At 57.4% G+C, this 14,990-nt stretch carries 12 protein-coding genes; 4 read left to right on the forward strand and 8 right to left on the reverse strand.

Features of this window, described 5'->3' with window-relative positions; genetic code table 11:
- Positions 1–358 precede the first annotated feature (358 nt).
- Positions 359–1,690 (forward strand): APC family permease, encoded by a 1,332-nt coding sequence (locus ACYZTS_RS17300; RefSeq protein ID WP_461990753.1) that lies wholly within the window; start codon positions 359–361, stop codon positions 1,688–1,690.
- Here ACYZTS_RS17300 and yghU read toward each other — a convergent pair.
- Positions 1,678–2,508, reverse strand: coding sequence for a glutathione-dependent disulfide-bond oxidoreductase (gene yghU / locus ACYZTS_RS17305; protein ID WP_461990755.1), 831 nt, complete (start codon positions 2,506–2,508; stop codon positions 1,678–1,680). The genes ACYZTS_RS17300 and yghU overlap by 13 nt on opposite strands.
- Before the next feature lie 220 nt (positions 2,509–2,728).
- On the opposite strand from yghU, the gene ACYZTS_RS17310 reads away from it, so the two are divergent.
- Positions 2,729–4,855, forward strand: a complete 2,127-nt coding sequence (locus ACYZTS_RS17310; protein ID WP_461990757.1) for a TonB-dependent siderophore receptor — start codon at positions 2,729–2,731, stop codon at positions 4,853–4,855.
- A gap of 283 nt (positions 4,856–5,138) precedes the next feature.
- Positions 5,139–6,827 carry a Na/Pi cotransporter family protein gene (locus ACYZTS_RS17315; protein WP_461990758.1) on the forward strand — a complete coding sequence of 563 codons (1,689 nt, stop codon included), beginning with the start codon at positions 5,139–5,141 and terminating at the stop codon, positions 6,825–6,827.
- A 68-nt stretch (positions 6,828–6,895) separates the two neighbouring features.
- On the opposite strand, the gene ACYZTS_RS17320 is transcribed toward ACYZTS_RS17315, so the two are convergent.
- Positions 6,896–7,564, reverse strand: coding sequence for a polysaccharide lyase family 7 protein (locus ACYZTS_RS17320; RefSeq protein WP_028623194.1), 669 nt, complete (start codon positions 7,562–7,564; stop codon positions 6,896–6,898).
- Between the two features lie 508 nt (positions 7,565–8,072).
- Between ACYZTS_RS17320 and ACYZTS_RS17325 the strand changes: the two genes are divergently transcribed.
- Positions 8,073–8,471, forward strand: coding sequence for a hypothetical protein (locus ACYZTS_RS17325; protein ID WP_152635565.1), 399 nt, complete (start codon positions 8,073–8,075; stop codon positions 8,469–8,471).
- Positions 8,472–8,551: 80 nt separating this feature from the next.
- Here ACYZTS_RS17325 and ACYZTS_RS17330 read toward each other — a convergent pair whose 3' ends face one another.
- From ACYZTS_RS17330 to ACYZTS_RS17355, 6 genes are all read right to left on the reverse strand, one after another.
- Positions 8,552–8,713, reverse strand: a complete 162-nt coding sequence (locus tag ACYZTS_RS17330; protein WP_461990760.1) for a DUF2986 domain-containing protein — start codon at positions 8,711–8,713, stop codon at positions 8,552–8,554.
- A 96-nt stretch (positions 8,714–8,809) separates the two neighbouring features.
- Positions 8,810–9,484 (reverse strand): HAD family hydrolase, encoded by a 675-nt coding sequence (locus tag ACYZTS_RS17335; RefSeq protein WP_461990762.1) that lies wholly within the window; start codon positions 9,482–9,484, stop codon positions 8,810–8,812.
- A gap of 66 nt (positions 9,485–9,550) precedes the next feature.
- Positions 9,551–9,742 (reverse strand): hypothetical protein, encoded by a 192-nt coding sequence (locus ACYZTS_RS17340; RefSeq protein WP_461990764.1) that lies wholly within the window; start codon positions 9,740–9,742, stop codon positions 9,551–9,553.
- 353 nt (positions 9,743–10,095) lie between these two features.
- Positions 10,096–10,977, reverse strand: a complete 882-nt coding sequence (locus ACYZTS_RS17345; RefSeq protein ID WP_461996465.1) for a manganese catalase family protein — start codon at positions 10,975–10,977, stop codon at positions 10,096–10,098.
- Between the two features lie 247 nt (positions 10,978–11,224).
- The gene (locus ACYZTS_RS17350; protein ID WP_461990766.1) at positions 11,225–13,396 is read right to left on the reverse strand and encodes a TonB-dependent siderophore receptor; all 2,172 of its coding nucleotides are present in this window, start codon (positions 13,394–13,396) and stop codon (positions 11,225–11,227) included.
- A gap of 535 nt (positions 13,397–13,931) precedes the next feature.
- Positions 13,932–14,969 carry a sensor histidine kinase gene (locus ACYZTS_RS17355; RefSeq protein ID WP_461990767.1) on the reverse strand — a complete coding sequence of 346 codons (1,038 nt, stop codon included), beginning with the start codon at positions 14,967–14,969 and terminating at the stop codon, positions 13,932–13,934.
- Positions 14,970–14,990 lie beyond the last annotated feature (21 nt).

Genomic DNA, 14,990 nt, shown 5'->3' on the forward strand with positions numbered 1-14,990 from the left:
ACAGGCAGTACCAGCGCCAGCGGCCGTTGGTACTGCGCTCCCGCACGCGACGATCGCTCGCAGCGAAAAAAACCGAATCCCAAGGCTTCTGCCTCACGGGCAGCGGCCGGCTGGATGACGCGCGGCCAGCGGCTCCCTGTGGCCAACTCTCAAGAACAACCTGATGGATTTAAGTTGATGTCTATGCCCCGTCATCGATGAGCGCGCTGTTGAGGAGCTCCGCGCGAGTTACGCCATTTGATCGCCGTGAAACAGAACTGAACTGAACTTTCATGGCTCGGATAACTTCTCACTGCAGACAAACTCAAGCAGCAACCAACACTGGTTTGCTCGATAGATCCGCGCCGAGAACCTGAGCATGAAAGTGACTTCCGCAACCTCCAAGGCCCCACTGCGTCGCGCCATCACCGGGTCGATGCTGTTTTTGTTCATTCTCGGCGACGTGCTCGGCGCCGGTGTTTACGCACTGGCGGGCACCATTGCCGGGGAAGTGGGCGGCGCCATCTGGATACCGCTGTTGATCGCCTTGTTCTTCGCGATGCTCACGGCGGGCTCCTATGCCGAACTGGTGACGAAGTACCCGCACGCCGGTGCCGCCTCGGTCTACGCCGAGAAAGCCTTCAAGTCCCCGATGATTTCCTTCCTGGTCGGCTTTTGCATGCTGGCAGCTGCGGTGACCAGCGCTGCGGGCCTGTCGCTGGCTTTCGCCGGTGACTACCTTGCAGCGTTTTTCAGCGTGCCACCTCACCTGGCCGCGCTGGCGTTTCTGGTGGTGATCGCGCTGCTGAATGCCCGGGGAATCAAAGAATCCCTCGGCGCGAATCTGCTCATGACCGTGGTCGAATTGTCCGGGCTGATTCTGGTGATCGTCGCCGCTGCCTGGTATTTCCAGACGGGCGAAGCCGACCTCGGACGTAGCCTGGAATTCAAGCCCGGGGTCAGCCCCACGCTGGCGGTGCTGGGTGCCGCTCTGTTGGCTTTTTACTCTTTTGTGGGCTTCGAAACCTCAGCCAATCTGGCGGAGGAAATCGTCGATGTGCGCAGGGTTTATCCGCGCGCCTTGTTCGCCGCGCTGCTGACGGCAGGTGTCGTGTACATGGCGGTCGGCATTGCCGCGTCTGCCGTTCTGCCGATGGATAAACTGGTGCAGACCTCGGCTCCCTTGCTCGAAGTCGTTCGCGCATCGGGGCTGAATATCCCGCCGCGTTTGTTTGCTTTCATCGCCCTGGTCGCCGTCGCCAATGGCGCGCTGCTGACCATGATCATGGCGAGTCGGCTGACCTATGGCATGGCGTGTCTGGGACTGTTACCAAGTCCGCTGGCGAAAGTGCTGCCAAACAGGCAGACGCCGTGGGTCGCGATTATCGTTACCACCGTGGTCGCCATCGCATTGACGCTCACTGGAACGCTCGCGACCCTGGCCGAGACCGTCGTGTTGCTTTTGCTCTTCGTTTTCATGAGCACAAATGTCGCGGTGCTGGTGCTGCGTCGCGACACTGTTGAAGAAGCGCATTTTCGCGTGCCGACCTGGGTGCCGGTGCTGGCGATCATTTCCTGCCTTTTGTTGCTCAGCCAGCAAAGCCTGGAAACCTGGCTGCGGGGCGGCGGGTTGATCGTGGTCGGCACGCTGCTCTATGCGTTTTCTCGCGTGGCCATGCGGGCTGCCGTCGAGCCCAATCAGAAGGCCTGATGCCGTTCGGCAACCTGGCTCGCTTCATCGCCCCACGTGCGGTTGACCCGTTGCCCACGGACAACCGCCGGCCGCTTGGCAATCTCTTGCGCCCAGCGTTGCAAATGAACGTATTCGCTGGCTGACAGAAACTCGGCGGCCGAATAGACATTGTTGCGCACCAGTTCGCCGTACCACGGCCAGACGGCGATGTCGGCGATGGAATAGCTGTCGCCGGCGAGGTACGGACTTTCACTCAGACGCCGATCCAGCACGTCCAGTTGCCGTTTGGCTTCCATGGTGAAACGGTTGATCGGGTACTCGAATTTCTCCGGCGCATAGGCGTAGAAATGTCCAAAACCGCCGCCCAGGTAAGGCGCGGCGCCCATCTGCCAGAACAGCCAGTTGAGGGTTTCCGTGCGCCCGGCGAGATCGGTCGGTAGTAACTCGCCGAATTTCTCAGCCAGATACAGCAGGATGGCGCCGGACTCGAACACGCGAATCGGTGGCTGCACGCTGTGATCGAGCAATGCCGGAATTTTCGAATTCGGATTGATCTCGACAAAGCCACTGGAGAACTGATCACCCTCGCCGATGCGGATCAGCCAGGCGTCGTATTCGGCACCGGCATGCCCCAGCGCCAGCAGCTCTTCAAGCAGGATGGTCACCTTCACGCCGTTGGGCGTCGCCAGCGAATAGAGCTGCAAGGGGTGCTTGCCGACCGGCAGCGTCTTGTCGTGAGTCGGCCCGGCAGTCGGGCGATTGATGTTGGCAAACTGGCCACCGGATGACGTGTCGTTCGACCAGATTTTCGGAGGGACATAGGGGGAATCAGTCACGGGACGAACCTCATTAAACTGAAAAGGGGAGGGGTGCGCTTTCACATTAACTTGGCTGTGGCATTTTCTACATAACGTTCAAAGGTACGCGACCAATTTCAGCGCCTTGGGATACTTGTAAATGAGAATACGTATCAGAAGCTAATGATATGGGATACCATGCGCCGCGATTACTGGCACGTATGCCGTCCCATATGGCTTTTTTCTCAAGGTTTGCTCGATGCGTCGTACTCTGGTTTCCATTTGTGTGCTTCAGGCGTTTTCCGCTCCAGCCTGGGCGGAGCAGGCAACAATCACGACAAACAGTCTGGAGTTGCAGGCTACTGACATCGTTGGAACGTCCGATTATGAAACGGCACAAGGGCCCGTGCAGGGCTACCGGGCGACGCGCTCCGCCAGTGCGACGCGAACAGACACCTCGATCCACGAAACGCCGCAGTCCATTAGTGTCGTGACCGAGGACGCCGTAGAAGATATCGGCGCCACTCGCCTGCAAGACGCGCTGGATTATGCCGGCGGAGTGGGCCGGGCGAACAACTTCGGCGGCCAGGGGCTCACCACGTTTACCGTGCGCGGATTTACCACCGGCGAGTTCTATCGCAACGGGTTCCCGATCAATCGCGGATATCCGAACATGCCGGACGCGAACACCATCGAGCGCCTGGAAGTGTTGCGCGGCCCGGCGACCACTCTGTATGGGCGCGGCGATCCCGGCGGCACATTCAACGTTGTCTCCAAGCAACCTCTGGCCGAGCGCACCGTAACGCTGGGCAGCCAGCTCGACGATCAGGGCATGCGCCGCGGCACGCTGGATGCCTCCGGGCCGCTCGACGAGGAGGGGCGTCTAGCCTATCGCTTGAACGTGGTGGGAGAGGGCGGCGACACTTTTCGCGATCATGTCGAAACCGAACGCTACGGTGTGACTCCGGTGATTTCATGGCAGGCCAGCGATGACACCAAGGTGATCTTCGAAGGCGACTTCATGCGCAACAACCACCCACTGGATCGCGGCGTGACGCGCTATCCGAATCAGATTGGCACCGCGTCCCGGGACACGTTCTTCGGTGAAAAAGACGCCGGCAAACTGCACAACGACAACAACATGGCGCAGTTGCGCTTCGAGCATTTCCTGAGTGACAACTGGACGTTGGGCGGCGGTTTCCAGTGGCTGGATGGCAGTTTGCAAGGCAACGCCATCGAAGCCAACGGCATGGCGGCGGACGGGCGCACGCTGGGACGCAACTTCAACTACCGTAAACTGGAATGGACGGACAAGGACACCCAACTGAACCTCACCGGGCGTTTCTCCACCGGCGGTTTCGACCACACTTTGTTGACCGGTATCGAGTACGAGGATTACGACTACAAGTCCATCATCCAGCGCTCCAGTGGTGCAGTCGACGCTTACCCGATCGATATATTCAATCCCGTTTATGGTCAGCCACGGCCGGCCTTGACCCGCACGCCGACCCACGACAAGGAAAACCTCAAGACGTACGCGGCCTTCGTTCAGGATCAAGTGGCATTGACCGAGCGCTTGAAGGTGCTGGCGGGCGCCCGTTTCGAACGTTTCGAGCATGATTATGAAACCTTCGTGCCGGGCGGCAGAAGCTGGCAGGCCAGCGACAATGCGATGACGCCGCGTATTGGCGTGCTGTATGACCTCACCGATAGCGTGGCGGTGTACGCCAACACCGCGCGCTCGTTCAAACCCAATACCGGGGCCAGTCGGCAGGGTGGCGGCTTTGCGCCGGAGAAAGGCAAGTCCTATGAAATGGGCATCAAGTGGGAGGCACTGGATCGTCAATTGAGCGTGGACGCAGCCCTTTATCAGATTGAAAAACGCAACGTCCTGACAACGGATACCGTGGACTCGACGTTCAGCGTGGCAGCGGGCGAAGTGCGCAGCCGTGGCTTTGATCTGAACGTAGCAGGCAATCTGACCCCAGAGTGGCGAATGATCGGTGGCTACGCCTATGTCGACGCCGAAGTGACCAAAGACAGCGTCCTGCAGTCGGGCACCCGGTTGATGAACATTCCGAAGAATAGCTTCAGCCTGCTCAACGTCTATGAGTTTCAGGACGGTCATCTGAAAGGCCTGGGCCTGGGGGTGGGTGGCAAGTACGTCGATGAACGTGCGGGCCAGACCGCCAATACCGCGTTTTCGATGGGCAGTTACACCGTTATGGACCTGCTCGGTTTCTACAAGGTCAACGACAACGTCAGGCTCAATCTTGATGTGAAGAACCTGTTTGATCGCGATTATCAAGAGGGTGCGTTTGGCAACATCTACGCCTACCCGGGTGAGCCGAGGACGGTTCAGGTGGGTATTTCTTATAAGTTGTAGGTGACCGACAGGCGCTCGTGAGCCCTTCAAGACCTTCTGCGGCGTCTGCATCTCTGGTGCAGACAGACCGCAATCGCCAGCAAGCCGGCTCCAGGCGCGTTTGCGGCCCTGATGGCAGGGGCCGCAGACCGGCCATCGCCCCAAGTCGAACCCTGACGCGTCCTTCACCAATGCGTCACATTGTGTGTCTAGCGTTCAAGCATCGCCCCCGCGTACCTGCCGAGCATGCTGTCCGGTAGACAGAGATCCGCGCCGGCCATCGTCCGTTTATTGGAGAGCCGTCTTGGAAATCAACATTTTCAGAGATTTGCTGGTGCCCGTGATAGGCGGTCTGGGCATATTCATGCTCGGACTGGAATTCATGTCCGACGGGATAAACAATCTGGCGGCCAATCGCATGCGCGCCTGGCTGGCGAAATTGGCGGGCACCCCGGCGAAGGGGCTGGCGGCCGGCACGATGATTACTGGCGTGCTGCAGTCAAGCACCGCGATGACCGTCATGGTGGTCGGCCTGGTCAATGCCGGGGTCGTGGGGCTGCGACCTGCGATCAGCGTCATCATGGGGGCCAATATCGGAACCACGCTGGGCAATGGCTTGATCGCCATGCCGCTGGGGCCATTGGGGTTGATTTTTGCCGGGCTGTTCGCCCTGGTTTATGTCTTCAGCAAAAGCGAAAAGACCCGAAACATCGCGCTTGCCGTGATTGGCTTTTCTCTGATCTTCTATGGGCTGAACCTGTTAACCGGTGGCCTCAAACCGTTGCGCGATCTACCCGAAGTGATGTCGGTCATTTCCAGTCTGCAGGCCGACAGCTTTGGCGGTCTGGCGATCTGCGTACTGACGGCCGCAGGTATCACCGCAATGATCCACTCGTCGTCCGCCACCATCGGCATCGTGATGGGGCTGGGAGCGGCGGGGGTCCTGGACTGGCAGACCGCCGTGGCTTTTTCCCTGGGCGCCGACCTGGGCACCACTGTCACGTCCTGGCTGGCCTCACTTAATTTATCCAAGAACGCCAAACGCGCGGCCTACGCGCACATCTCATTCAATGTGATCGGCGTGGCCGCGATGTTTCCGCTGTTCTTTATGTCGATGGATTTGCTGCAGTGGCTGATGAGCCTGGTTGGCATGGACGTGACCAAGTCGGTGATGGTCGATGGCAAGGAGAGCTTCCCGCTGGTGCCGGTGGCCGTAGGGGTGTACTCCATCGGTTTCAACCTGTTCAACACGGCGCTGATGTTCCCGTTCATAGGCGTCTTCGACCGCGTCTTGTCTCGTATTGGTGCCGGTCGCAGCGATGTCGAGGACTACGCGATGCCACGCTATCTGGACCGTGCAGCGCAGAGCAACCTCAGCACCGGTGTGGCGGCCGTGAGCAAAGAACTGGCGCGGCATACTCAAGGCACTGGCCTGCTGTTGGCCGCAGCCCGGGGCGATCACGAGACAGTGAAAAACTCCACCGAGCATGAGCACGCTCTCGATTCTTTGAGTCAGGAGATCCGCGGCTACACCGCACAAATGTTCAAGAACGACCTGAGCGAACGCCAGACCAACCTGCTGGCGAGCCTGATCGAGGAACAGGATTTCAGCGCGAGCCTGACCGAGACCTTGTCGCAAATTACCCGCCGGGTTCAGCGCCAGGTGTTCTCTGCCAACGGCCAGGCCATCGTCGCGGCTGTCTTGGATATCGTCGAGCCTGCGGTGAAAAACGGTCCGCAAGGCGTTTATCTGCCACAAGCCCACAGCAAACAATTGCTGGAACTGCGCGAGCGTTGCTTGCAGCCAGAACTGAAACTCGGATGGGATGAACGGGGTGCCATTCTGGCCCTGCTGGGCAGTGCAGAACGCGCGCTCAATCTGGTTCAGCGCATCGATGACGAGCGCCTTTCAGTGTCGCGAGAACTGGGTCATGACGAAGCAGTGCAAGATGCCGACTCTGAACCGGGCGGCGCATTTCCCAAGCCTGCATGAGGCCTGTGCATGCGTACTGGCCACGCACATTGACGAGGCGTGGCCAGGTTACGCTACTGTAGAACCCACTAAATCTTGTGGTGGATCTCCAGCATTCTGAACGTCACTTTTCCGCCTTCGGTGGGGTAGCCGGTGTTGTCCTGCACATACGCACCCGCTTTGAAATACAGCGGTTTGGTCTTCCAGCTCGGGTCGACTTTGGATCTCCAGTTGTACCCCGCCGCGCTGATGCCCAGTGCGCCCCCCGGGCTCAGGTGAATCTGGTAGGTAAAGTTCTGGTTGAGCGCAACACCCTTCACCAGCGTGATGACCTGGCCCTCTTCATCGTCAGGATGCAGGCGCACCTTGGCGACGATGTTCCCCGTTAACGACTTCTCCTTGTACTGGTATTCCAGCTTCACCATGGGGCTGTTGCTGTCCTTGTTATGGATCTGGCCAATCACGATTTTGCCAGAGCTGGGGACCTGATTGATCGAAAGTTTCGCCCGCAGAATGTTATCCGCCGCCGAGTACGTCCAGTTGCGCAGCGTCCCGTCAGTATTGGTTTCCCGCAACTCGCTACGCGGGTAACTCGCGTTGGCCGTTTTGGAACCTGTCACAGGCGCCCAAAAGGAAAGGGTCGCGGCGTCGGAACTGAAATATTCGTCTTTGAAACCTTGCGCCAGTCGGGGCGTTTCTATGGTGGCCGGTGGGCTGCCTACAGGGATGCTTAAATTCCAGTTTCCGAGGTCGATCATGGCGATATTCCTATAGGGCGAAGAATGTTGCGGCCACAGTCACGCTCGAACCGTATTTAGGCGGTGTCGGTTGGTCTTGCTGACGGTGGAATCCGTATGGCGGATGTTTGACGTCAAATGATCGTCAAGAGGAGCCATTGCAGCCTTCATGCCTGAAAGTGCTACCGTTGGTCGGCCGTATCGTCTGGAATTGAACCTTCCCTTTTGAGCGAGATCGAATCGCGCCGCCACGCACCAGCCGCTGGCGCGAGTGCACAGCGGGTCGCCGGGCACCACCTCAACGGTTTGTACCGAACGTAAGTGCCACAGACGCGAACTACTTGAGCAGCACGGGGGAGAGGTAATGCAGAACAATGCTCTCGCAAAGATATCGGCGAGCATTAAAGCTTGCCGATAAAGAGGTTTATTCCGCGCTATTGAAATTATCGTGAATGAATATATTCACGCCTTTGTGCGCGGCTAATATTCAACGCGTTGGAATATGTTGCTCATGACAAGGGGGCAGGTGATGAATAAATTAATACTTTGCTTGTTAATGGTGCTGTTTATAACGGGCTGCGCTTCTTCTGGTCATCAAGCTGCGGCCGACGCGCACGCGGTTGCGCCACCGAACGCCAAACAATTGAGCGCAGGCGAAATCAACTCGACGGTGATAGGTCGTGAGCATTCGAGTGTGACGGCTACAGGTTATTCCTTTACCGAAACACTCAACCCTGACGGGACTGCTGAGATAAAGATTTCCAGTGAAGCCCTGCAAAAAGGGTCATGGGTCATGACCGAGGACATTATCTGCGTGAGCTATCAGAAATATGGCAAGGAGTGCAACAAAGTGCTCAGTGATGGCGCCTCAATCTGGTTCGTTGATAGCACGACCAATAAGACCAATAACAAATTTTCTGTCAAATAGGATGCTGGCGTGGTTTGTTCACTATTACTGCTGACCACGCAGTGATGAGAGTTGGCAGGTAGGCCTGAGGACGGCTTGAATCAACTGTCGGACGAGTTGACCGTACCCTCAACGGACTCCTCAGCCAGCTTCAGCCGGTCAGCCTTGCTGACGTATTTGGACTTGCTCGCCGGTGCCAATTTGGCACTGGCCTTTTTGGCGTGCGCCTTTAATAACTGCTGTATTTTTTTACGACGATTCATAGCGCTCTACCCAATTTGTAAGCGCTTGCATGATATCAGCTCGCACAGCAACGCAGCCGCGCAAATACTCGGCCATGCAGCAATCTCAGTGCATATTCAGGGACGCGAAGCCACCTCATCCAGGTGGTGCAGCAAACTCAGCGGATCTTCATAAACCCTCAGCGCTCCTGCTCGCTCCAACTCACCGCGGTCATAGCCACCGGAAAGCAACCCGATACCGGTCGCTTTGCACCGCCTCGCGGCCAGCATGTCCCACACCGCATCGCCGATGACCAGGCATTCTTCTATTGCTACATCCATTTTCTGTGCGGCCGCGAGGAAGAGGTCCGGGTCTGGCTTGCCGTACTTGACGTCATCGCGGGTGATGAGATTGATGTCTTTGGCATTGAGCTTCAAGGCCTTCAAGTTGATGCTCGCAGTGTCGACGCCTCCGCTGGTCGCAATGCACCACTGAACGCCTTCCTCGGTCAGCGTGTTCAGCAGCTCAACTGCACCGGGCAGCGCGATGATCTGACCCTGTAAAGCCTCATAGGCCTGCGCATGTTTCTCGCTCAGCTTCTTCGCTTGTTCCGGACTGATCGTCAGCCCGGTTTCGCGGGACAGCGTCTTGAGCATCAACCCGCCGCTCATGCCTATTTTCCGGTGAATGCGCCACATCGCGAGCGGAATATTTTCCGAATCGAGTGCTTCTTTCCAGGCCGCGACGTTTTGATAGACGCTGTCAGTCAGCGTGCCGTCGAGGTCAAATATGAATGAGGTTTGCGATCGCATGCAGTACTCCAGTATTCAAATGTCATCCCTGGCTAATTCCATTCCAGGCAAGTCAAAACGGCCAGCTTAGGGGATCGGAGCTCTTTCCAGGTCAGCAGGTCCGGGTTTGACGCGTGCGCCATCACCTTCAGATTCTTCGCGACTGACACGCTCGTCGTCGGTCAGGCCTACATCCGAGTTGTCTTTTTTTGTCGGGACTTCATGGGTTCTATCGGTTTCTGAAACCTGCTCTAACGGGTCAGGGTTGCGCTGGTTCATGCTGTTCTCCACGCATTGAAAAATGAACGCTCAATTTTTCGAGACGTTTATGGGGCCAGCGTTCAGTCTTTCTGCGCTAGCGGTATTTCCACCAGGAATTTTCGTATTCACGCTACTCGGTCTTATTCACGGTCGGACAGGTCGTTTGGCAGGGTTGTGCCTATCCCGAAGATAATCACCGCCATGTAAACCTTGAGTCCTCTGCACGCTTGTCTGCAATCGTGTTCAAAGCCAGCGAAGGCTCTGTCCATCACTTTGTTGAAGTGGTCTTGAACTGACACTGTTCCGTTATCGGGTCCCATTCTCGTCACTCCTGAAGTCGTGCGACCTCAGAGGAGGTCGCTGAACACAAATCAAGCATCTTTGCCTTGCACGTAACCTGATCCCAGATCTGCGCCTGTAACCGGTTCGCTGAGCGGGTCGGATGCAGTGCGAATCTTCATCGCCTCCAGAACAGTTTCATCGTCTCGGGAAAGATTCACAGAAGCCGAGCCATCACCGCCGTCAACGGCAGGCTCCGGGCTCTCAACGTATTCCCACGCAGCACCCTCGTTCCAGGGGCCGCGCACGTTTGGCTCGCCTGACATATTGAAGTACTTGTTGGTGAATGCCGGATCGCCGGGCAGCTTGCCTTGCGGGAAGTTCGGTTGAATGGCGTGCAGCGCTTTTTCAAATGACTTCTGGTGCGCGATTTCTCGCGTCATCAAGAAGCCCAGTGCTTCTTTCACGCCGGGATCATCGGTCACGTTGATCAAGCGTTCATACAAGATTTTTGCCCGTGCTTCTGCAGCGATATTTGAACGAAAGTCTGCAGTAGGTTCAGAAATCGAGTCGACGTAAGCCGCCGTCCATGGGACGCCTGCGGAGTTGACCAGTGGTGCGCCTGCACCGTACAGAAGGCTGGTTATGTGCGAGTCGTTACCGGCGCCGTTAATTGCCCGGTACAGTTCACCTTCCTCTTGCACACCTTCCGCCAACTGCCCTTTGGCACCTCGGTTGAGCATCACGATAATCGAACCGACAATTTCAAGGTGGCTCAATTCTTCAGTGGCAATATCCATCAACAGGTCTTTGCGACCAGGATCTTCTTCCGCCAATGCCTGAGTGAAATAGCGAGCTGCCGCTGCCAGTTCACCATTGGCACCGCCAAATTGCTCAAGCAGCAGGTTTGCCAGCCCCGGGTTGGGTTGCGCAACTCGCACGGTGTACTGAAGGCGTTTGTTATGTAAAAACATTGGGTCATTCCTCATGCAGGCTAAATGCGCAATCACCACTGCGGGTGTTAGCGCGTGCATAAGCTGTGAGGTACAGAAACCGGCGGAATTTCGTTTATTAGTGCCGGTCGAGACGGACGGTACCAACCTTTTAGTTCAAGAAATTTGCGCGAAACCAGCGGCCACGTAGTCGACATCGTCAGCTGGAGCGACCGTTGCTGAAGACATGCGTGGCGTCTCCGGCAACGGTTCGTTGCGTATTACCGACTCAAAATTTGTATTTGGCCGTCAGCATGTAGCTGCGTGGCGTGCCGTAATTGTCGGTAGAGCCCCAAGTGGTGTTGTAGCCGATCGAGGAGTAGTAGACCCGGTCGAACACATTGTTGGCGTTGACTTGCAGGTCGAGGTGTTTGTTGACTTCGTAGCCTGCCATCAAGTCAGTAACGGCGTAGCTGCCCTGCTCGAGGCGATAGCTGCCAGCGGTGAGCGGCACGTCGTTGTACATCCGGCTCTGCCAATAGACGTTGCCGCCAATGCGGAATTTCTCCAGTGGCCCCTGCAGGCGATACACCGTCGAGACTTTCAAAAGATGCTCAGGCGTGTCGGTGTCGAAACGCTGATTCTTGTTTTCCGGGTTTTCGTCTTTGATGTAGTGCGCGCGGGTGTAGGTGTAGCCGGCACCCACTTGCCAGTTCTCGCTGAGGGCGCCTTGCAGTTCCAGGTCCAGGCCTTGGCTGCGAACTTTGCCGGACGTCTCGTAGCAGGTCATGACCGGGCAACCGAGCTGACTGTCCGCCAGCGAAGCGCGGTTTTTCTGGTCGATCTGGAACACCGCGAGGCTGGCATTGAGTGCGCCGTCGAAGTATTCGCCTTTGATGCCGACTTCATAGTTCTCGCCGACAATCGGCTCCAACAGCTTGCCGGAAATGTCCTTTGAAGTTTGTGGGGTGAAGATGTCGGTGTAACTGGCGTAAACGGAGTGGTGGTCGTCGAGTTTGTAGATCAGGCCGGCGTAACGCGTCAGGTTGCGGGTAACTTTGAAGTCGCCGTCGCCGGAGCGGTCGTCGTAGTCGTACCAGTCCAGGCGACTGCCGAGAATCAGCGTCAGCGGATCGGCCAGGCTCAGACGGGTCGTGAGGTAAACGGCGTCCTGAGTGGTGACGTTGTGGGTTTTGCCGCTACGCACAAAGTCCGGCTTCGGCGCACCGATCGGCCACGCCGTGGTGTACGGGCTGTACTCTTTGGTGGTGGCATCGTAAGCGCGGTTGCTGGCGCCGACGACCACTTCGTGGGTGCGGCCGAAAGCTTCGACCGGGCCGCTGGCATAGACGTCCAGCGCGTTTTGTTTGTCGGTGTGATGCGATTGATAGGCCGTGGTTTCCAGCGGTCCTGCGTAGCGTGACTGGTAAGTGCCGGAGAATTCACCGTCCAGTGTCGAAGCCGAGGCCGCGGCGTGCAGCTTCCAGTCGTTGTTGAAACGATGCTCCACTTCACCGAACACGGTATCGATCTGCAGCTTCTTGTTTTCCCAATCCGTGCCCGGGTAGGTGGAGCGGGGCAGGTCCAGGTGGTGGCCGTCGGTGCCAATCGGCAAGCCGCCCCAGAAATAGTTGGTCTGCTCGTTCTGGCGCGAAAAGCCCAGGGTTGCCATGGTGCTGTCACTCAGATCGGCTTCGCCGATGGCGTAGAACAGACCGTGATCGTTTTCTTCCTTGTCGCGAAAACTGTCGGCGCCCTGATAGGAGCCCACCACACGACCGCGCAACGTGCCGCTTTCGTTCAGCGGGCTCGACGCATCGAACACACCGCGATAATCATCCCAACTGCCGGCGGCGCCCGTGAGGGTCACTTGCTGGTCGGCCGTGGGGCGCTTGCGCACCATGTTGATGGCGGCCGAAGGATTGCCGGCGCCGGTCACCAGACCGGTTGCGCCGCGAATGATTTCGACGCGGTCAAACATTGCCAGGTTCGGCTGTACGGGCATCGTGTAGGGCTGGTAAGAGCTGGGCAGCCCGTCATACATGATGTTGTCGATGTCGAAACCGCGCGAGCTGTACGTCTGTCGACCCGGTCCACTCGCCTGGCTGAGGAACAGCCCCGGCGTGCCCCTCACCACATCATTGATGCTGGTCATCGCTTGATCGTCCATGCGCTGACGCGTAATCACGGTGACCGCTTGAGGCGTTTCGCGCATGGTCAGTGGCAGCTTGGTAGCGGTCTGCATGGGGCCTGTGGTGTAGGAACCGGTATCTTCGGTGGTGCTGCCCAAGCCGGTGGCGCTGATTTCGGTCGCGCCCAGCTCCAGAGTGCTGGATGGAGCGTCTTTAACAGCGGGCGGCGTCTCATCCGCTGAAGCTAGCGGAATGCTTGCCATGCCGATGGCCAATGCCAACAGACTGGGAGAGAGGTTGCAACGGCGGTTTGTGGTGTAAAACGACATCAATCTGATTCCCCAAGCGATACCAAAACGAATCGAATGCAAGCGCATCTAATAATAATTCGCATTAGTGTCTCAGATCGTTACACCTGAAGAAAGATAGACGAGTCAGTTAGTTAACAAAATTTTCACATGCGCAGGGGCGCCACTTGCGTGCGCTTCATGCGGCGGGAGAAACTATGGACGTCAGGATGGAGGGATTGAGGCTGCAGCGATTAAACGCTGATCAAGCGCTGTCGCTGCATGTTTCCGGGGGCTTCTCGCACAGCGCACATCATGTAAAAGAGGCAGCGATATCATCCAGCGCTTTTCCTGGATTGATTTCCCGACAGGCATTACCACACCCTGGCGCGTGAACGAACGCCGTGCCCTTTTCAGCCTCCTTCTGTTCTGCCTGGCACGCTCTGCAAGTGATAGAGCCGTTGACAAGCCTCCATTGCGCGTTCCACTCAATCAGCTGTTCCGTGGATGTCATCGTCCGGTACTCCAATCGAAGCTGGGCCGAGTGCTAACGTGTTTCCCGCCCTCGGCAGTGTAATCACCACTCATACGTCGTGGCGCCATAAGTCAACAACGGCAGCGTCACAATGAACTCGCTACCTTTTCCGGCTCCTTCACTCCTACAGATAACCTCACCGTCGTGGGCTTCGACGAGCTGTCGGGTGACCGCCAAGCCCAGTCCGAGTCCTGATCTGTTGACTGCCTGGGCGGTGACATCCCGGACGAACGGATCAAAGATCGTGGGCAGTATCTCTGGAGATATGCCGATGCCACTGTCAGTAACGCGAATACTGACCGTCCCGGCATCCGCCGTGACCTTCAGATCAACAGAGCCTCGCTCCGGGGTGTACTTGGCGGCGTTAGTCAGAACGTTGTTGAGGATCTGATTCAGGCGAATTGGATCGCCTTTCACCAAGAGGACGCATTTGGGCAGGTATACGCTGAAATTCAGGTTCTGCGCCGCCATCATCGGCATGCACGCAGTGGCGGCCTCGCGAACGACTTGCACTACATCGACATCACGGCAATGGATGTTCAGCTTGCCCGTACTGGCCCGCGAGACATCCAGCAAATCTTCGATCATTCGCGAAATGTGCTGAACCTTCCCTTCAATCAGCGCGCGCATCCCGGGCAGGTCTCCGCTTGGAAGGCGGGTCATGCGTTCGGCAATCATGCTGATCGGGGTCAGTGGATTGCGAAGTTCATGGGCAACCATCGCGAGAATGCTCTTTTGTTGAACAACAGCCAGCTCCGCCGAAGCCTGCATTTGCTGGGCCCTTAATGCGGCGGTGGTCAATTCTTGATTAGCTTTTCGCAGCTCCTGTACAACCGATAAGTCTGGCTGCACGGGAGGGGAGGCTTCGGACTGGCCAAGGATGCGCAGCACCAGTTGTTGATTGGCTTCAATCAGGTTTTCCAGGTGCTGGCTGTCGCTGAGCAGCTTACGAGCCTCATCCAGTTCGCTTTGCAGCGATGAGAGGGTGGCGCGTCTATCCTCGACCTGTTGGCCGAGCAGATGCAGCTCAAGAGCAGCCTTGGCGAGCTCCGTCTCGTTGTTGCCATCCGCCTTAATCATGAATTGAATCGACCATAGCCA

Source organism: Pseudomonas sp. TMB3-21, assembly GCF_054898145.1.

Bases quoted from the DNA above. Each gene is read 5' to 3' on its own strand.
- ACYZTS_RS17300 (WP_461990753.1), top strand. From the start codon at position 359: ATGAAAGTGACTTCCGCAACCTCCAAGGCCCCACTGCGTCGCGCCATC.
- ACYZTS_RS17310 (WP_461990757.1), top strand. From the start codon at position 2,729: ATGCGTCGTACTCTGGTTTCCATTTGTGTGCTTCAGGCGTTTTCCGCT.
- ACYZTS_RS17320 (WP_028623194.1), bottom strand. From the start codon at position 7,564: ATGATCGACCTCGGAAACTGGAATTTAAGCATCCCTGTAGGCAGCCCA.
- ACYZTS_RS17325 (WP_152635565.1), top strand. From the start codon at position 8,073: ATGAATAAATTAATACTTTGCTTGTTAATGGTGCTGTTTATAACGGGC.
- ACYZTS_RS17330 (WP_461990760.1), bottom strand. From the start codon at position 8,713: ATGAATCGTCGTAAAAAAATACAGCAGTTATTAAAGGCGCACGCCAAA.
- ACYZTS_RS17335 (WP_461990762.1), bottom strand. From the start codon at position 9,484: ATGCGATCGCAAACCTCATTCATATTTGACCTCGACGGCACGCTGACT.
- ACYZTS_RS17340 (WP_461990764.1), bottom strand. From the start codon at position 9,742: ATGAACCAGCGCAACCCTGACCCGTTAGAGCAGGTTTCAGAAACCGAT.
- ACYZTS_RS17345 (WP_461996465.1), bottom strand. From the start codon at position 10,977: ATGTTTTTACATAACAAACGCCTTCAGTACACCGTGCGAGTTGCGCAA.
- ACYZTS_RS17350 (WP_461990766.1), bottom strand. From the start codon at position 13,396: ATGTCGTTTTACACCACAAACCGCCGTTGCAACCTCTCTCCCAGTCTG.
- ACYZTS_RS17355 (WP_461990767.1), bottom strand. From the start codon at position 14,969: ATGATTAAGGCGGATGGCAACAACGAGACGGAGCTCGCCAAGGCTGCT.